Genomic DNA, 18,136 nt, shown 5'->3' on the forward strand with positions numbered 1-18,136 from the left:
TCGTGGGCCTAGCGAGCGACATATTCGGATGGTTCTCGAACGATCTGGCGATCGATCTCGGGACGGCGACGACCCTTGTTTACGTGCACGGCAAAGGGATCGTGTTGAACGAGCCGTCGGTCGTGGCCGTCGAGAAGAAAACGGAAAAAGTGCTGGCGGTCGGTGCAGACGCCAAGAAGATGCTCGGCCGCACCCCCGGCAATATCGTGGCGGTGCGCCCGATGAAGGAAGGCGTCATCGCCGATTTTGAGATGGCGGAGCAGATGCTGAAACGGTTCATTCAAAAGGCGCATAACCGCAGCGCCTTCGTTCGTCCGCGTATCATCATCGGTGTGCCGTCCAGAATCACCCAAGTGGAGCAACGCGCGGTACGGGACTCCGCGGAATTGGCGGGCGCGCGGGAAGTCTATCTGATCGAAGAGCCGGTCGCGGCCGCGATCGGCGCCGGGCTTCCGATCACCGAGCCGTCGGGGAACATGGTCGTCGACATCGGCGGCGGGACGACGGACATCGCGGTGATTTCCTTGGGGGGAATCGTCTACAGTGAATCGGTCAAGGTCGCCGGTGATCGCATGGATGACGCGATCATGAACTACATCAAGAAGAAATATAATCTCCTGATCGGTGAACACATGGCGGAACGCATCAAGTTCGAGATCGGATCCGCCTATCCGTTTGAAGAACGAAAAACCATGATGATCAAGGGGCGTGACCTGATCTCCGGCATTCCGCGCACGCTGGTGGTGGACGATGCCGAAATCAGGGAAGCTCTGCAGGAACCAATTGGAACGATCGTCAATGCGATCAAGGTCGCTTTGGAAAACACGCCGCCCGAACTGGCTGGAGACATCATTGACCGCGGTATCGTGCTGACCGGCGGCGGCTCGTTGTTGAAGGGCATGGATACGCGGTTCCGCGAAGAGACGAATCTGCCGATCATTACGGTGGACGATCCCCTGACTTCCGTCGTGCTGGGTGTGGGGAAGATTCTCGATGAGCTTGATCTGCTGGCAAAGGTTGCGGTGATGTCCCAAGCGAATACCTTCCGATAAAGGTTCCATCCCTCATGTGGATGGCCACGTTACGCGTTCCCTATAATGCCCGACGTCTTGCGCTAGGAGGCTTTGCCCTTCTCCTCCTCGTGCTATTCCTTTTTCCCGCACAGAGTCAGAGCGTGCTCCAATATCTGGACGGTCCCGTCGGCCAGGTCGTCCGGATCCCGCTGGAAGTGGTCGTATCCATCGATGAGGGCATTTCAGGGGTGTGGCACCGGTACATCGCTCTTCAGGGAATTCAGGAGGAGAACGAGCAACTCCGGCAGGATATCGAGTGGTTGAAGGGACAGAACAATCAGCTGCGGGAAGCCGCGGCAGCGACGGAGAGACTGACGGCCCTGCTGCACTTCAAGGAACAAGCGTTGCCCACCCTGGTGGCCGCGCAAGTGATTGGCAGAGACGCAACGAGTTGGTATCGATCGGTAATCCTGAATAAAGGGGAAAGTGACGGGATCAAACCCGATATGGGAGTGATTACCCCCGCAGGCGTCGTCGGCCGGATTGTCAAAACCAACAGCGCGACGTCCGTCGTGTTGCTGGTGACGGATCCCAATAATGCCATCGCCGGCTTGATTCAACGGACGCGCGATGAAGGGATCGTCGAAGGAACCCAGCAGGGATTGGCCAAGCTCAAGTACATCCCGATGCTGTCGAGCGTGCGCAGCGGTGATCGAGTGGTGACGTCGGGTCTTGTCGGCGGGTTCCCGAGAGGCCTGGCCCTTGGAACCATCAGCCGGATCGACAAGGAAGAAGGCGCTCTGTTTCAGTCGGCCGAACTGACTCCGGAAGTGGATGTCAGCAGACTTGAAGAAGTATTGGTCATCCAGGCCCCGTACGGTGTATCCGTGCAAGGGGACGACAAGAATGTCTCGATGGGCAAGCCGTGAAGATCCTCATATATAGTATGGTGATCGTATTGCTCGTTCCGCTCCAGACCACGCTGTTGCCACACGTGAGCATTTGGGGACTCACGCCGGATGTCGGGTTGGCCGTGGCGGCTCTGATAGGACTGTTCGCCGGTGAACTGGAGGGGTTCGTCGTCGGGTTGGCCATCGGGTGGATCCTGAACATGTATTCTGCCGGCGACCTCTGGATCAGTCTCATCACCAAGGGCGGCGTTGGATTATTGGCGGGTTTGTTCGGGCAACATGTCGCGCACGTCACTCCTACGGTGGTGTCCGTCGGGCTTCTCATCGTTTCCGTTCTCAGTGGAACGATGGTGGTCTTGACCATGAAGAACGCCGCCGGGATTGATACGTGGTGGATGGTCCAGTCCATGGTGCTTCCGCAAGCCTGTTTGGACGCGGTGGCTGGCGCTGGTCTCTTCTACTTAGCAAGCCAGCGGCTGGCCGCTGACCGCGTGCTGATGTCTGACCGATTGTAGATGGCGGATGACTCGACAGGCCATGGCGATCTCCGGAGGATTCGATTCTGATTTGGGCGAGTTGCAGCGGCGCCTGGTGCTTCTCCGCATCGGGTTGCTGCTCGTCGTGGCTCTGCTGGCATTGCGACTGTGGCATCTGCAGATCCGCGAAGGCCCCTATTACCGCGATCTTTCCGAGAACAACCGGACACGTTCGGTGATCCTGGAACCGGCTCGCGGTCTGATCTACGATCGAAACGGCGTGCTGTTGGCCAATAACGTTCCGAGTTTTAGTCTGTATGTGTCCTTGGAGGACGTCAAAGATCGCGAGGCCCTGATCAATCAATTGACGCAACTCATCGGCCTTGATCCTGCCCTCGTCAAAAAAAAGCTCGCCGTGCGTGGTGCCAAACAGCTGCCGAGAAAGGTCAAAGATCGTTTGACTTTGAAAGAGGCGACGCTCATCGAATCCCACCGGCTGGATCTCCCGGGAGTCATGATTCAAGTGGAGTCGCAGCGCAACTATCCCAGCGGCATGACGGCCGCACATGTCTTGGGCTATGTCGGCGAGGTGTCGGCGGAGCAGTTGGAGAAGCCTGAATTTGCCGAGCTTCATCAAGGGAGTATCGTCGGCCAATACGGCGTGGAAAAATACTTCGATCGTATCATGCGGGGAATGGCAGGTCAGAAAAGCGTGGAGGTGGATGCGCTGGGGCACGAGAAACGAACGGTAGTGGTCGATCAACCGAAGGCCGGCGATGATCTCTATCTGACCATTGATGCCAGATTGCAGAAAGTCGCCGAAGATCTGCTGGGACAAGAATCCGGCGCCATCGTCGCGCTCGATCCGACCAGCGGAGACATTCTTGCCATGGCCAGCCGCCCGGCATTCGATCCCAACGTACTGTCTCGGGAACTGACACCCAAGCAATGGGTGGAGATCGTCCAAGACGAAGGCAGGCCTCTGAACAACCGGGCGTCTCAAGGCCAGTATCCTCCCGGATCCACGTTCAAGGTCATGATGGCCGCGGCGGCTCTGGAAACCAATACGGTCACTCCGTCCAGCACCGTTCATTGTAACGGCGGATACCAGTTCGGCCGGCGCCTGTATCGTGACTGGAAAGCCGGGGGACATGGCTCAGTCGACCTGCATCAGGCGCTCGTCCATTCCTGCGACGTATACTTCTACACCATCGGCCAGCGCATGGGGATCGACACGATCGCCGCCTACGGGCACCAGTTCGGTCTGGGCGAAGAAACAGGCGTGGATTTGCCCTCCGAACGGGTGGGGATCATGCCGTCGACGGCGTGGAAGCAAAAGGCGAAGAACGAGGCGTGGCTGCCAGGCGAGACCATTTCCGCCTCGATCGGGCAAGGCTATGTGACGGTGACGCCGCTTCAGATGGCCAGTTTGATCGGTACGGTCGCCAACGGTGGAGTGGCCTATCGCCCACGGTTGGTTCAAGCGATCATGAGTCGGGATACCGGTCATCTTCAGGAACTGCCTTCCGTCGAGAAACATCGATTGAAGGTCAGACAGGAGAACTTGAAATTGATTCGGGCGGCATTGGCCGATGTCGTGACGGAGGGGACGGCGACAAGGGCCAAGTCTTCCATCGTGTCCATTGCGGGGAAGACCGGCACGGCGCAGACATCGGCGCTGCGAACCGGTCCGGAAAAAGATATTCCCAAAAAGCTCCGCGATCATGCATGGTTTGTCGCATTTGCTCCCGTGGATGCGCCGAAGATCGCCGTTGCCGTATTGGCCGAAAACATGGGGCACGGAGGGTCTGCCGCGGCCCCGCTGGCCAAAGAAGTCATTGAATCTTTTGTCAAGCTCACGCAACATGCGCCCGAGGCCGGACATGCGACGGCTCCCAAGGCTCATTCCGGCGGATCGGGGTTGTGATGATCGACCGGGTCATAGAAAGCCGCCAGTTCGACAATTTTGACTTGAGATTTCTCGGGCTGGTCTTTTTGATCCTGGGCATCGGCGTGCTGTCCATTTACAGCGTCACGCATGACCAGGGCGGGTCCATGCCGTTTTTCGCGAAGCAACTGGTATGGATCCTCCTTGGCAGCGTGGCGTTTTTCATCATGCAGATATGGGACTATCACCGCATAGCCCGGTGGGCATATCCAGCGTATGCGGTGATTCTCTTGTTGCTGGCGTTCGTCCTATTTGAAGGCAAGACCAGCCGGGGCGCTCAACGATGGATTCCCGTCGGCCCCTTCGCATTTCAACCTTCGGAATTTGCCAAGCTGGTCCTGATCCTGGTGCTCGCGCACTACTATTCGAAGGCTCCACGCGTCGGTTGGCTGCAACGTGTGGTGGTGCCTGGCCTGCTGATGCTGCCCGGCCTGTTGCTGATCTTGAAACAGCCGGACCTCGGTAGCGGGTTGAGCTTTCTCGCCGTGTATGCGGCCATGCTGTTGATGGTGGGGATGCGCTCCCAAGCCATGGGATTAATCCTGCTATTTTCGCTGATGTTGTTTCCATTCGCGTGGGAAATGATGTGGGGGTCCTTGCATGATTACCAGCGTCAGCGCATTATGGCATTCGTTGACCCGGACTATGATCCGGCCGGCAAGGGCTATCACGCGCTGCAATCGCGGATTGCGATCGGAGCAGGTGAACTGACGGGAAAGGGGCTGTACGGGGGAACGCAGAGCCAGCTGAAATTTCTGCCTGAAGGGCACACGGATTTCGTGTTTTCGGTGTTTGCGGAAGAATGGGGTTTTGTGGGGGTCCTTGTCTTGCTGCTCTTGTTCGTGGCGCTGATCTGGCTGTCGCTGGAAATTGCCGCAAGGGCGAAGGATGAACTTGGGGCGCTGCTGGCGGTCGGTGTGGTGTGCATGCTGTGTTTTTGCGTCGTGGTGAACATCGGCATGACCGCCGGCATGTTTCCGATCGTCGGGATTCCTCTCCCCCTCATGAGCTATGGAGGCAGTGCGACCGTCATGACGATGGCGTCGCTGGGACTTCTGTTGAATGTGAAGCGGCGTCGATTGAGTTTGTTTTATTGAGCGAGCGGCGTGCCGCCGCTCAGGAATTGTTGATCATGTATCGTCCATCGACTCGATAATCACCCGATGAAGGGGCGGACCTGGGGTGCCTCGCGTCCGCTCCTCGTGCCTGGTCGATGGATGCATCGAATGGAAGGAGTTTGGTATGGGATTGGAAATTGCAATCAGCGTCGCCCGTGAGGAAACTCGTGTGGCGGTGTTGGACAACGGCGTGGTGACGGATCTCTTTGGAGACCGCGCCAAGCATAAAGATTTCGTGGGAAACATTTATAAAGGAAAGGTCGCCAAGGTGCTGCCGGGCATGCAGGCGGCGTTCGTCGACATCGGACTCGAAAAGGCCGCATTCATGCACGTCTCGGATCTGTCCATGGACGCCGAACCGGGAGATACGCTTGTCGATACGGACGAGGACGAAAAAGACGGAGATGATCTCAGGCCTCGTCGGGAAAGCTCCAAACCGATCGAGCAGCTTCTAAGCGAAGGTCAAGATCTGACGGTGCAGATCTCCAAAGGGCCGATCGGCACCAAGGGCCCGCGCGTCACGAGCTATGTATCGTTGCCGGGCCGCTATCTTGTGTTCATGCCGAACGTCGAGCATATCGGCGTCTCGCGCCGTATCCCGCGGGACGAGGAGCGCGCACGATTGAAGGAGATCATGAAGCGCCTCCGCCATCCCGGTTGCGGGTACATTGTCAGGACCGTGAGTGAAGGCGTGAAAGAGGAAGAACTGCGGTCCGATGTCGACTTCCTGCACGTGCTCTGGCAGGACATTCGTGAAAAGCACGATCAGCAGCCCGCGCCTGCGCTGTTGCACACGGACCTTAGCCTGAGTTTCCGCGTCGTGCGCGATCTGTTCGGGAAGAAGGTGGACAGATTGTGGATCGATTCGCGCGAAGAATATGAAGCGGTGCGCGACTTTGTTCAGCGGTTCTCTCCGGAACAGACCTCACGCATCCATTTCTATGACAAGGACGAGAGCTTGTTCGATCATCTCGGAGTCGAGCAGGAGATGGCCCGCGCACTCAGCCGTAAAGTCTGGCTCAAATCGGGGGGATATCTCGTCATTGACCATACCGAGGCGATGACCGTCATCGATGTGAATACCGGTCGGTTCGTGGGGAAACGGGATCAGGAGGAAACCATTTTGCGCAACAATCTGGAGGCGGCCAAAGAAGTCGCCTATCAGATCAAGCTGCGCGGGATCGGAGGCATCATCATCGTCGACTTCATCGACATGGAGCGAGAGAAAAACCGTGACAAGGTCTATCATGCTCTGGTTGATGCCATGGCATCGGATAAGGCGCGAACGAGGATTTCACGAATCTCCGACCTAGGGTTGATCGAGATTTCACGCGAACGAGTTCGTGAAGATCTGCTGCGGTCGCTCTCGGAGCCCTGCCGCTACTGCGACGGCCGCGGCTATACGAAGTCGCCGACGACCATCGCCTATGAAATTTTCCGTGAGATCAGGCGGATCGGGACCGGGGCGGAGCAGCAGCGCATTGTGGTTGGAGCCCATCCTTCCGTTGCCGGGTTGCTTCAAGACGAGGAACGGCAAGGCCTCGAAGCGCTGGAGCGGGAATGTATGGCCAAGATCCTGGTCATGCCCGACGAACAACTGCATCTGGAGCAGTATGATCTGGCCGTAATCTGAATCTCGGCGGTATTTCGACAGGGCCAGTGAGTTCCATTCCCATCTGGCGGACGCCCAGTCCTTATGCAATCGGCCAACGCGACCAACTGGTCCCTCCTTGAACCCTGGTTACGGCTGCGGGCGATCAATGGGTTGGGAGATGCGACCATCCTCTCATTGCTACAGGTTTTTCCGACACCCGAAGTGGTGCTGAAGGCGGGATTCGACGAACTGATCGAACGGGGCTGCAGCCGGCGGTTGGCCGACGCGATCAAGAAGGGTCCTTCCAAGAGTGCTTGCCGACTGATCGACACAGAACTCTCCGAACTGCGGAAGACCCTGTATACTGTTTGGACCGTCCTTGATCCATCATATCCTGCACGATTGCGGATGATTCCCGATCCTCCACCTCTGTTGTACGTCTCCGGCGCGTTGCTGGAAGAGGATGCGGTTGCAGTAGCAGTGGTGGGTGCTCGCCGAGCGACTGCCGGCGGATGTCTGTTCACTGAAGAATTGGCTAGAGATCTGGCGGCGGCCGGCGTCTCCGTCGTCAGCGGATTGGCCAGGGGGATTGATGCGGCAGCGCATCGAGGCGCGCTCTCTGGCGGCGGCCGAACCATCGCCGTGCTCGGGTGCGGTATCGATCGGACCTATCCGTCGGAGCACGCAAGGCTTCGCTGCCAGATTGAGGAGCAGGGAGCGGTCGTGACCGAGGTGCCGATCGGAACGGCTCCCGAGCCGCACAATTTCCCCAGACGCAATCGCATCATCAGCGGGTTGTCGCTCGGGGTCGTGGTGACGGAGGCTGCCTTGGACAGCGGATCATTGATTACCGCTCAGCTGGCGTGTGAGCAGGGCAGAGAAGTCTTTGCCGTTCCCGGTTCGATCAAGGCAGATACGGGCCGCGGAACAAATGCACTGATCAAACAGGGTGCCGCCTTGGTCGAGTGCGCGGATGATGTGGTTCGAGTGTTGACTCCGCAGATCGATAAACCGATGCGCAAGAACCTGCAGAGGTCTCGATTCGACCCTGCGGGGCATGGGCCTCTGGACGGACAGGAAAGACTGGTATATGAAGCGCTGTCACACGAACCCAGAACCGTGGACGAAGTGGCGGAACTCATTCATGAGCCGGTTGCTATCGTGACAGCGACACTCTTGTCTTTGGAACTCAATCGGCAGGCTCGGCAACTAGGGGGGCAGCGCTTCGTTCGCGCGTAAACAGGACCCTATTCCCGAGATGAGTTGCATCGCGAGAAGAATTTTGGTACGGATGGTACGGTAGGCAAGGCACTCATCCAGCGGAGCATCCATGGCAAAGTCTCTCATCATCGTCGAGTCTCCGACGAAGGCCAAGACGATCACGAAGTATTTGGGGCGAGGATATACCGTCATCGCTTCCGTCGGCCATGTCAAGGATCTTCCCACCAGCAAGCTTGGCGTAGACCTTGAGCGCGATTTTGCTCCGCAGTATGTCACAATCAAAGGGAAGTCGAAGGTGCTTGCTGAGATCAAGAAGAAAGCCGAAGAGGCCGATAAAGTGTTTCTCGCTCCTGACCCTGATCGCGAGGGAGAGGCGATCGCCTGGCACCTGGCGGAGGAGTTGAACGGCAAATCGAAAAAGAAGAAGGACGGGAAAGTCTTTCGTGTCCTCTTCAATGAGATTACGGAATCAGCCATCAAGCGGGCGCTGCAATCTCCCGGACAGATTGATATGAAGTTGGTCAATGCGCAGCAGGCGCGAAGGGTCCTGGATCGAATCGTCGGATATCAGGGAAGTCAGTTGTTATGGAACAAAGTGCGGCGCGGGCTGTCCATGGGACGGGTACAGTCGGTTGCCGTTCGGCTGATATGTGAGCGCGAGGCTGAGCGCGAAGCGTTTCGCACGGAGGAGTATTGGTCGATCACGGCGTTGTTGGCCGGAACGATACCCCCGCCGTTTGAAGCCCGACTGCACAGCATCAACGGAGAAGAAGCGTCGATTGGCACGGCCGAGCAGGCGCAGCGGATGGTATCGGCGCTTGAGGGGAAGACGTTTACGGTCACGTCCGTCGAGCGGAAGGAAAAGAAGCGGAACCCAGTGGCGCCGTTCATTACGAGTCGCTTGCAGCAGGAAGCGGCCAGAAAACTGCGATTTACCTCAAAAAAGACGATGACACTCGCGCAGCAGCTATACGAAGGGATTGAGATCGGAACGGAAGGGGCAACCGGCCTCATCACGTATATGAGAACGGATTCACCGAGAATATCCCAAGAGGCCATGGCTGACGTGCGACAGGTCATCATGGAGCGATTCGGCCAGGAATATCTTCCTGGAACTCCAAACGTATATAAGACACAAAAGGCCGCACAGGAGGCGCATGAAGCCATCAGGCCGACATCCGCATCCCGAGATCCCGAATCGATCAAGCAATACCTTGAAGAAGACCAGTACCATCTCTACAAATTGATCTGGAACCGGTTCATTGCTTCCCAGATGGTGCCGGCTATCCTGGATGTAACGCGAGTGGAGTCCTCTCCGCTCAATACACCGGATCGCTATCTGTTCCGCTCGAGTGGAACGGTCGTCAAGTTTCCGGGCCACACGATTGTCTACATGGAGGGAGTCGATAAAGAACTGTTCTCCCAAAAGCCCAAGCAAGACGAAGAAACCGAGGACGGAGCCGAGCGACAGTTGCCGGTTCTTGCCGAAGGTGAGCGCCTTCGGTTGGTCGAACAGCCGGAGCAGACGATCGCGGGCATTACGTCCAAACAACACTTTACTCAGCCGCCCCCTCGTTACAACGAGGCTCTTCTCATCAAAGAACTGGAAGAAAAAGGCATTGGAAGGCCGTCCACGTATGCGGCCATCATTTCCACCATCCAGGACCGGAAGTACGTCGAAAAAATCGAGGGCAGGTTCATTCCTACGGAAACCGGTCGTACGGTAAACGATTTTTTGATGAAGGGGTTTCCCGACATCGTCAATGTTGATTTCACCTCCCAACTCGAAGAGGAACTCGACGAGGTCGAGGAGGGGAACAAGCCATGGATCGATGCGGTGCGGGATTTCTACAATCCCTTCACGGCGGACTTGGAAAAAGCGAAGTCGATTCCCGGTCCAAAGGACACCGTTGAACCTCCCACGAATATCCCCTGCGAAAAGTGCGGAAGGATGATGGAGATCAAGTGGGGGCGAAACGGGAAGTTTCTCGCGTGCCCTGGCTACAAAGACGATCCGCCCTGCAAGAATACGCAGAACTTTGAGAAACTCCCTGACGGAACCATCAAGATTGTTCCTAAACAAGAGCTCACGACCGATCAGATTTGCGACAAGTGCGGAAGCCCGATGGTCGTGAAAACGGGACGGTTCGGTAAGTTCATCGCATGCTCGGCCTATCCCGCCTGCAAGACGACCAAGCCGCTCGCACTCGGCGTGAAATGTCCTCAGCCTGAATGTGGCGGAGACCTTGTCCAGAAACGCACCCGCAAGGGGCGTTCGTTCTACGCATGCAGTCGCTATCCTCAATGTGAATTCGCTCTCTGGGATCGTCCCGTCAATAAAGCCTGCCCAACCTGCAGCGCCCCGTTCCTGATCGAGAAGGTCAGCAAACAGGACGGGAGGAGCGTCCAGTGCCGCAATGAAGATTGCGGCTATCGCGAAGCCGGGTAACAGGGCCTCATCAGCATTCCTCTCCCGCATCAATCCAGTTCCAATCTTCGCTCTAGTTGAGCCGTTCCATTCTTTTCTTCTTCGCCATCGCGCATGCTCGTGCCGTGAAATTGAGATGCGAAGTCATCGAAGATGAGAAGCCTAATCAGAATTACGTAAATCATGTGTTGACGAGGTGTGTCCGAGCCGAGATAATATCTGCAGAAATATTTCGTTATCGTTCACGTTTCTGATTTTCCGATGAAGGAGGGACGCAAGATGAAAGCAAAAGACGGGGTGATTAATCTGTTGAATAAAATCCTCACCGCTGATCTGACCGCGATCAATCAGTACTTCGTTCACGCCAAGATGTGTTCGAACTGGGGATATGAGCGGTTGCATCACAAAGTTCGTGAACGGAGCATCGACGAAATGAAGGATGCGGACGAGCTCATCGGACACATCTTGTACCTCGAAGGAGTGCCGAATGTGCAACGCATGAACACTGTGCGCGTTGGCGAAACCGTTCCGGAACAACTCAAGCTCGATCTCAAGGCAGAACAGGAAATGTTATCGTTGCTGAGCGAGGGGGTCGTTCATTGCACGAAGGTTGCTGATTTCACCACTCGGCACATGCTGGAGGATATGGCCAAAGACGTCGATGCCCATATCGATTGGATTGAGACACAGATGGAAACGATTGAGCAGATCGGTGTTGAGAATTATCTGGCTGAACAGATCAAGAAGGAAAGTTAGGAGAAGCCATGAAAGCAAAGGAAGGGGTCGTCCAGTATCTCAATGATGTACTGCGGGCGGAATTGACGGCGGTGCATCAATATCTTTTGCACGCCGCGCTGTGCAAACACTGGGGATACCATCGTCTCCATGGTCATTTCGAACATCTGGCGCACGAAGAAGTAGGACATTCTTCATTGTTGATCGACCACATTTTATACCTCCAGGGAACCCCGGATGTGGCGAAGCTCGATGCGGTGGCCGCGGGAGATGATGCCAAGTCATTGTTCGAGAGCGATCTGGCATTCGAACGAGAAGATGTCGGATTACTTTGTAAAGCCGTCGCACATTGTGCTCACGTTGGCGACTATACCAGCCGTCACCTGCTGGAGCACATGGTGATAGATTCAGAAGAACATATCGATTGGTTTGAGATTCAGCTCAAGACGATTGGACAGGTGGGGCTGGAGCGATATCTGTCCGAGCAAGTCTCCAAGTAGCGAATCAGAACGCATCGTATGGGGGGCGGTGACATCGGCCCCCCATATGTGCATCACGGCTTACATTTATACGTTTCTGTCCAGTTGTTCGCGCCCATCTATTGGTAGTCCTCATTCAACGAGTTCAAGAAGGAGGTTAAAGCCGGAAGGTCGCCGGCCGTCAGGGCGATGCCTTGAATCTGAATATCCCCGTTTCGCAAAGTCCCAGCTCGCGCTTGATCGGATGTGCCCCGATAGAACTGCAGGACATTACCTAATCCATCGAACTGTCCGGTATGCATGTATGGGGCAGAATGGCCAAGGTCGCGCAATCCCGGGGTCTTGAACCGTGCTATTGCCCGATCCAAAAGCACGGCGTTTGAGAGCGGACAAGGTTGCTGATCATCGCAGAGGATGGCTGTGATCTTAGCCTGGGGAGCCGGCATGTCGGGATTGGCAAATACGTTCCATGCCCCGAGATCCGTCAGTGCCGGGTTGGCCAAGACGGGGATTTCTCGGAAGGGCTCCGATGCGTTCGGATGATTTTCTGTTGCAGGAAGGTACGCGTTGTAGTTCGCGTCACGTGTGGCAAGGTTAGGTATGACAAGTCCAGAGAATTGGCCGGATCCATGAATGAGATCGTACTCTCTCTGAGTAGTCCCAGTATTGTGCAGTGTGAAATCCGTAAAGTTGGGAGCGGGGTGACAGGCCAGACAGTTACCGATCTTGCCTGCTGTCAACTCAGCAGGTGACGCTGGAATCGCAGCCGGCTCTGAAAGAAACATTTTCAAGCCTTGTAACTCCACTGCCCCAAAGACAAACGGCTGGGAATGGAACTGAAACTGGCCATCAGTTCTGTTCGGATTGGAGGTGACAAATTGCAATGTGCCGGCCAGCTCACGGGTTTGAATTAACTGCAGTAACCGCCGGCTGTAATCCATAGGAGTTTCGTTCGGATCCGGCTGCTGGGCCAGAGCATTGATCGTGAGGAAGACGTCAAAGGGGGAACGGATCAAGGCACCGTTGTCGTCCGTTTGTGAGAACAGGAGCCCGTTTACATAGGCGGCCACGACCTTCACCACAGCATCGAAAATCTCCTGATCCGTTCCTGAGCCGACTAAGACACGGAATTCTGGTGGGAGACGAGACTCATCGGGGATCGCAGGATTGTTCCCTGTGAACAAGATCCGATAGGATAATCCGTCGAATTCACCGGTTGGATCGAACGATCCGTCGTCCCCTCGAATGACGCGGGCGACGTGTGCGACGGCTTGTGCACGCTCTCCCGGCAACCATCCGAAGTTTCTTCCGGTAAAAGTTGCCGCGACAAGATCTTCCATCGAATTGAATTCCGTATCAAGATGGAAAAGGACGCCTCCTGGTCGATCCAAGGTCGAATTGACGAGCGGGGGAGAATTTCTGGGCGTATGTGTCTTCCCATCCGCTCTTGCGGGGATGGGACTTCGGCGTGCGAAGTCTGCATAGGTTCGCATCCCGCCGCCGGGTGCGGTCAGGACGTCGTCGACAAAGTGGCAGGAGCGACAGTTCATCGATAGACCATTGAAAGGGCCGGGACTGATGGGAACGCCCGGAGTCATGGTCTCCACGTCTGCAACGACGGGATCACCAATATTGGGATTGTTGATGTTCCCTCCATTGTCCACATATACGCTGAAGGCTTGTGCCAACCTTGTGTCCATGAACAACCGCTCGCCGACAGCTTCTTGGGCTCCCGGAGTACCTGTGGTTTGTACATTGGCCGTCCCGCTTCCGGAATCTCCTCCTCCCGAGCACCCCGTAGCACCGAGATACACAAACAGCCATAGAAATAAAACGGAAAGAATTCGCGTAGGCCATTGACGGCTCATAGGCATTCCTCTTTCTGATGGAATGTTGCAAATCTTTGTGAAAACACTATCTCGGCCTGCATGCATCGGGTCTTTATCTTTCTGATATACGACGACGCCGAGAGACGATGCGAAAAACGATGCGAAAAACAATGTCATGTCCATTATCGACCGGAGAACCATGCAGATATGCTCCATTCATCCGATTCAGCAGTTGCGTCCATTGATTTCTGACATCGTCATGGAGATTCCACTAGCCACCGCCGCTGATGGTGAGTAGGCGCTGCATCAAGATGCCCACAAAAAAATAGCCTAAGATCAGCAACTGTGATCTCGGGCTCTGGGTGATAACCTCTGGCCGCTCGGCATGGTAAAAGGACGGATAGCGCTATCTCATCGATCCTCGTTCGTTTTTCCCGACATCAGCGGCTGCTCTAATACCCACATCTCGTAGAGAGGAATGGCCATCATGATAAGAAACCCGACGGTCATGAATACATCCCCCATCAGCATGGTTAGGAAGAACAGAGGCGAGACGTAGCTGATCAGCCAAGGTGACAGCAAATCCAACATCACTCCGCCGAACGCCATCCAGGTGGTCCCTATCTTGATCGCTGAGGTTGTGGCCGTGAGATAAAGAACATGGGCAAGGATGATGAAGACAACCGGCATTGTAAAAAGGTGAAAGTGAGTAACTTCCGCCAACTCCCGAAATGACATCGGCTCTCCAAACGTGGAGTCGGACCCTCGATAATGGTCGGCGATGCCTTGCGGAGATAGGCCGGTCATACTGTGTGCCCAGAGGAATGAAAAGGTGAATCCGGCCAAGATTAAAAATAAGAACAGCGTATACAGGAGCCGTATCTGTTTGTCGGAATCGCGAAGTCGAAACCGGGTATTAAAATTACGCATTCGATACAGCGCACCTTCCTCAGTTGCCGAAAAGCATGCCAAAAAATCCCTTCTCGGCCTTCCGAGCAGCTACACTGTCACTGCCCAATCCAATCGGTTTGAGATAGTATTCATCGATCAGTACAAGGACGCGTTTGACTCCGGCGCTAAATGAACGAACTGACATCGTGGCGCCGCTGATATTAATGATGTCTCTATTGATACGAATAGGGTCACTGACCGTCTTGCCTTCGTACTGGGCGTTAAAGCGCTTGGTTCGGACTTCACTACCTCTGGCCTCTCGAAACACCAACAATTCCACATTGGTGCATGCACCGGTAGGATCGACACCAACCATGTATGTCATGGGTTTGTGTTTGCCGATGGTGTTCTGGATCATCGCATACCCATCAATCTTTGTACCTGTTTCGCCGATGAATACCTCAAACCCTTCCTCTGGAAATTTCCAGCCGATGCGTTCTTCTATCTGGTTCTTCTTCTCTGGGGTCAGATGTATAGAGTCTTTCCGAATCCTCTCCGATGTGGGAAACATAAGCTTCAATGCATCGTCTTCCGTGAGGAACACCTCTGCATGGCTCATCTCCTGTTCGGTGAGGTAACGCTTCAACTCGGCATCCCAGATCCGCTCGGCCCATGCGGTCGAAGGAGCCAGAAGTGCAGCCAACAATATGACAAACGGCCAGGTGCGTACGGTCATGTCGTGGCGCAGCCTTTCTGATTCAATGTGGTTTTGATTCGATCCATGACCATGGTCTCGGATTCTTCCGACGGGTCAATCGGCCACCATTTTGTAGCCTCCTGCGTTATCCCCCCCTTGAGGTGCCACCGTTGGCGTGTTTCCAACACACTGACCGACACCACGTCATTCAGCGGCTTAAGCGCGACGGTCATGCGTGCCCGTTCTCGATTTCCAAATCCTTCCCGTTGAAACATGCCATAGGCGCGTTCCGCACCTTCCATTTCGACCCAGTTGGTCTCGATCAAGCCTTTCTCCTTGCTTTGGACTTGTATCGGTCGATCTTTTACCGATTCTAGAACCGCATCCCAGGCGATATCGTATGAGCATACGAAGTATTGGTCTTTGGCCCCGCTCATCGATGCACAGCCGGAACACATGAGTAAACCGATGATCACGAGAGCGGCTCTTTGCACGGATGCTCCCCGGAGGTTGTGAGCCTTTCCCAGAAGAAAGGCTCACAACCTCCTGTCTTAGAAATACGTTGCGGCCGAGATGACAAATGCGTTGTCATGGATTCGTTGTTGCGTGACGGGATTGAAAGCCATCGGCTGGTATTGGTAGCTCATCTTGAATACTGCATCCTCTATGGGTCGATAGTTCAACCCAAAAGAGATCTGCTCCAAATTGCCCCATCCGCCAGTTCCATTGGTATTGTCCAAATTGGTGTTCACCCTGTCATATCTGATCACGGCAGTAAAAGTTGATCCCTCGCCGAATCGTTTGGGGGACAGCTTGGTCAAGAAAGAGGGCATAAAATGATAATTGCCCTGTATGTAGTAGCCCATCCCTCGCTGAGTGGGGGTGCCCTGTCCACTGTTGCCTGGGATCCCCGTGAGCACTGTGCCCGGTGCAAAGCCGATCGTGTTGCCCTGAACGGCCCGAGAATTTCCTCTCGCATAAGACCAGGCTGCCTCTCCAATCAACTCGAACGGACCGCGTTGAAATGTCCAGTCGATAGCCGTGATATTCAGTGGATTGTAATTGCTTGAGTTGTTGTTCGCATTTCCAAAGTAGGTCGATCCGGCGACCTCCATACCCAACATCGGGCTGTAGGCCAGACGTCCAACCACCGCTTTGCCGTTGTTGATATCGGCACCATCATGGCCGGAACAAGTCCGTTGGCGACCGTCTCGCGTGCCTTCCTGTTCGCTAACCAGAGGGGTTCCGTCGGCGCCATATCCGCAAGGGCCGGTTGTAAAATAAAACTCATAGTCTATCTTCCCGGTTCGTCCGGGATAGAAGGTGCCATAGAAACCGGCGCCTGTTTCCGACATGGTGGTCGGAACAATAAATTGGGCCACCAGCGGACGATCGGTTAAGTCGTTCAAAGGCGAATCGTGCAAGAGGTTAAATTTTCCGACTGGAAGCAATAGGATGCCGGCTCGAAGGTTGAAGGATTCCTTCACGAGATAGTCGATGTGCGCGAACTCAAGGCCGGTTTCGATTTCATTCTCGGAACTTTCGCGAATGCCGTGCTCGATTTCAAGTTCTGCCGCAAACTTCACGTGTTCTGTTACGTCGGCATAGAAAAAGGGAACAAATCGTTGCTGATCGAAATTATTGGTAATCCCAGGACGTCCATCACCAGCTTCTATGCTGGCTTTTTGCTGAGATCGGAATTGAATGTCCATATAGCCGCCAACGATGGCTTTTGGTGCTGCGACGAACGGCTTTGCATAGACCAACCGCCCTGAACCGGTTGAACCGAATGAAAGAGCAGGCTGTGATTCCGTGCGTCGTTCACGTCCGACTTCAGGCAACGGGCCGATGCCAGGTTGATCTCGCGGTCCTTCGCTTCGGATGACCTCCGGTCTTTCGACACCTTCAGGCAATGTCGAACGTTCGTGTTTTTCGATCTCACGCATGCGCTTTTCCACTGCTTCGTCAACGAGCTTTTTGATATCCTCTGGGGTCATGTTCTCTGCCGACGCCTGAAATACTGGCAGACTTGCTATGACCAGAACCCCGAGTATTGCCCGAGTCCACATGGGACGCCTCCAGAATTTGAGGGTTAACCGAATTGTCTGACTCGGGACTCGATGGTCTCTGGTCGTGTAATTATTCTTCAGGTGTATTGTCTAGGCTGAGACATGTCCCTCCTTTCAAGAGATGGGCTTAGGAGAAAGGTCGGACCATCCTACGATGGCTGTGAAGGGGATAATGACAATCCGTTTGCATCTCTTGCACTTCAACTCCAATCCCTTCTCCAAAACTTTTGCGATTAGCTGACCGCACTCGCAGCGTGCTTCTTGAACAGAGCAAGCTGAGGAAGAGACATTATTCATAGCGTTGCAGGAACCAATATGTGAAATTGAGAACGATTATTGATATTCTATTTGTGCATCTATAGTCAAGACCGGCAATTTCAGCCGGCAGTTCTCGAAAGGGCAAAGATCATTTCGACTACGGATTCCTTAGATGTATGTTGTATATATTCGATTTGTATAATGTTTTATGATTATTTTACGAATGTCATTGGCTCATGCTGTTTTGGCGCAGGGGTGTGCCACGGACCTTGTGGACTGAAGGCGAAGAAAGTTTAGTAGGAAAATCCCTAGCCGTCGGTCAAGTCACTGCGGTTATCACCGGAGAAACTCAACGAATCTATCCGTCGGCCTTGCGATCATTCGAATTGCTCAGCAAACGAACGTTTGAACGGGTTCGTGTGGAGTAGAATCCGATCTCCAGTAATTCATGGTGGCTCTGGCGCCGGGT

At 54.9% G+C, this 18,136-nt stretch carries 15 protein-coding genes; 10 read left to right on the forward strand and 5 right to left on the reverse strand.

Going from position 1 to position 18,136, the window contains the following annotated elements; genetic code table 11:
• The first annotated feature begins 2 nt into the window (after positions 1 to 2).
• The 10 genes from NSJP_RS09220 (at position 3) to bfr (NSJP_RS09265) (ending at position 11,944) form a co-directional block, all read left to right on the forward strand.
• Entirely contained in the window at positions 3 to 1,052 is a 1,050-nt protein-coding gene (locus NSJP_RS09220; protein WP_080886615.1) for a rod shape-determining protein, read from the forward strand.
• Between the two features lie 20 nt (positions 1,053 to 1,072).
• On the forward strand, positions 1,073 to 1,942 hold the full coding sequence (gene mreC, locus NSJP_RS09225) for a rod shape-determining protein MreC (protein WP_080888552.1): 870 nt from the start codon (positions 1,073 to 1,075) through the stop codon (positions 1,940 to 1,942).
• The gene (locus tag NSJP_RS09230; protein WP_155970023.1) at positions 1,939 to 2,439 is read left to right on the forward strand and encodes a hypothetical protein; all 501 of its coding nucleotides are present in this window, start codon (positions 1,939 to 1,941) and stop codon (positions 2,437 to 2,439) included. Before mreC ends, NSJP_RS09230 begins: the two co-directional genes overlap by 4 nt.
• Positions 2,440 to 2,461: 22 nt before the next feature.
• Complete coding sequence (gene mrdA / locus NSJP_RS09235) at positions 2,462 to 4,327, forward strand: penicillin-binding protein 2 (protein WP_172834253.1); 1,866 nt, start codon at positions 2,462 to 2,464, stop codon at positions 4,325 to 4,327.
• Positions 4,327 to 5,445 (forward strand): rod shape-determining protein RodA, encoded by a 1,119-nt coding sequence (gene rodA, locus NSJP_RS09240; RefSeq protein ID WP_080886618.1) that lies wholly within the window; start codon positions 4,327 to 4,329, stop codon positions 5,443 to 5,445. Before mrdA ends, rodA begins: the two co-directional genes overlap by 1 nt.
• A gap of 145 nt (positions 5,446 to 5,590) precedes the next feature.
• On the forward strand, positions 5,591 to 7,099 hold the full coding sequence (locus tag NSJP_RS09245) for an Rne/Rng family ribonuclease (protein WP_080886619.1): 1,509 nt from the start codon (positions 5,591 to 5,593) through the stop codon (positions 7,097 to 7,099).
• A gap of 63 nt (positions 7,100 to 7,162) precedes the next feature.
• On the forward strand, positions 7,163 to 8,299 hold the full coding sequence (gene dprA, locus NSJP_RS09250) for a DNA-processing protein DprA (protein ID WP_080886620.1): 1,137 nt from the start codon (positions 7,163 to 7,165) through the stop codon (positions 8,297 to 8,299).
• A gap of 91 nt (positions 8,300 to 8,390) precedes the next feature.
• Entirely contained in the window at positions 8,391 to 10,730 is a 2,340-nt protein-coding gene (gene topA, locus NSJP_RS09255) for a type I DNA topoisomerase (RefSeq protein WP_080886621.1), read from the forward strand.
• 258 nt (positions 10,731 to 10,988) lie between these two features.
• The gene (gene bfr, locus NSJP_RS09260) at positions 10,989 to 11,465 is read left to right on the forward strand and encodes a bacterioferritin (protein WP_080886622.1); all 477 of its coding nucleotides are present in this window, start codon (positions 10,989 to 10,991) and stop codon (positions 11,463 to 11,465) included.
• Positions 11,466 to 11,473: 8 nt separating this feature from the next.
• Positions 11,474 to 11,944 carry a bacterioferritin gene (gene bfr / locus NSJP_RS09265; protein ID WP_080886623.1) on the forward strand — a complete coding sequence of 157 codons (471 nt, stop codon included), beginning with the start codon at positions 11,474 to 11,476 and terminating at the stop codon, positions 11,942 to 11,944.
• A gap of 98 nt (positions 11,945 to 12,042) precedes the next feature.
• Here bfr (NSJP_RS09265) and NSJP_RS19505 read toward each other — a convergent pair whose 3' ends face one another.
• The 5 genes from NSJP_RS19505 to NSJP_RS09290 all read right to left on the reverse strand — a co-directional run bounded on the left by NSJP_RS19505 (position 12,043) and on the right by NSJP_RS09290 (position 17,409).
• Complete coding sequence (locus NSJP_RS19505) at positions 12,043 to 13,005, reverse strand: hypothetical protein (protein ID WP_172834254.1); 963 nt, start codon at positions 13,003 to 13,005, stop codon at positions 12,043 to 12,045.
• A gap of 1,158 nt (positions 13,006 to 14,163) precedes the next feature.
• Positions 14,164 to 14,724 (reverse strand): hypothetical protein, encoded by a 561-nt coding sequence (locus tag NSJP_RS09275; RefSeq protein WP_231989526.1) that lies wholly within the window; start codon positions 14,722 to 14,724, stop codon positions 14,164 to 14,166.
• Positions 14,702 to 15,379 (reverse strand): FMN-binding protein, encoded by a 678-nt coding sequence (locus NSJP_RS09280; protein ID WP_080886626.1) that lies wholly within the window; start codon positions 15,377 to 15,379, stop codon positions 14,702 to 14,704. Before NSJP_RS09280 ends, NSJP_RS09275 begins: the two co-directional genes overlap by 23 nt.
• Positions 15,376 to 15,834, reverse strand: a complete 459-nt coding sequence (locus NSJP_RS09285; RefSeq protein ID WP_231989527.1) for a hypothetical protein — start codon at positions 15,832 to 15,834, stop codon at positions 15,376 to 15,378. The genes NSJP_RS09280 and NSJP_RS09285 overlap by 4 nt, the downstream gene beginning before the upstream one ends.
• Before the next feature lie 57 nt (positions 15,835 to 15,891).
• Positions 15,892 to 17,409, reverse strand: a complete 1,518-nt coding sequence (locus tag NSJP_RS09290; protein ID WP_155970027.1) for a hypothetical protein — start codon at positions 17,407 to 17,409, stop codon at positions 15,892 to 15,894.
• Positions 17,410 to 18,136 lie beyond the last annotated feature (727 nt).

The sequence above is a fragment of the Nitrospira japonica genome (assembly GCF_900169565.1).
Classification (GTDB): domain Bacteria; phylum Nitrospirota; class Nitrospiria; order Nitrospirales; family Nitrospiraceae; genus Nitrospira_C; species Nitrospira_C japonica_A.

Coding starts and splice junctions, on each gene's coding strand:
- bfr (WP_080886623.1), top strand. CDS start 11,474: ATGAAAGCAAAGGAAGGGGTCGTCCAGTATCTCAATGATGTACTGCGG.
- bfr (WP_080886622.1), top strand. CDS start 10,989: ATGAAAGCAAAAGACGGGGTGATTAATCTGTTGAATAAAATCCTCACC.
- rodA (WP_080886618.1), top strand. CDS start 4,327: ATGATCGACCGGGTCATAGAAAGCCGCCAGTTCGACAATTTTGACTTG.
- NSJP_RS09290 (WP_155970027.1), bottom strand. CDS start 17,409: ATGTGGACTCGGGCAATACTCGGGGTTCTGGTCATAGCAAGTCTGCCA.
- NSJP_RS09280 (WP_080886626.1), bottom strand. CDS start 15,379: ATGACCGTACGCACCTGGCCGTTTGTCATATTGTTGGCTGCACTTCTG.
- topA (WP_080886621.1), top strand. CDS start 8,391: ATGGCAAAGTCTCTCATCATCGTCGAGTCTCCGACGAAGGCCAAGACG.
- dprA (WP_080886620.1), top strand. CDS start 7,163: ATGCAATCGGCCAACGCGACCAACTGGTCCCTCCTTGAACCCTGGTTA.
- mrdA (WP_172834253.1), top strand. CDS start 2,462: ATGGCGATCTCCGGAGGATTCGATTCTGATTTGGGCGAGTTGCAGCGG.
- NSJP_RS09245 (WP_080886619.1), top strand. CDS start 5,591: ATGGGATTGGAAATTGCAATCAGCGTCGCCCGTGAGGAAACTCGTGTG.
- mreC (WP_080888552.1), top strand. CDS start 1,073: ATGGCCACGTTACGCGTTCCCTATAATGCCCGACGTCTTGCGCTAGGA.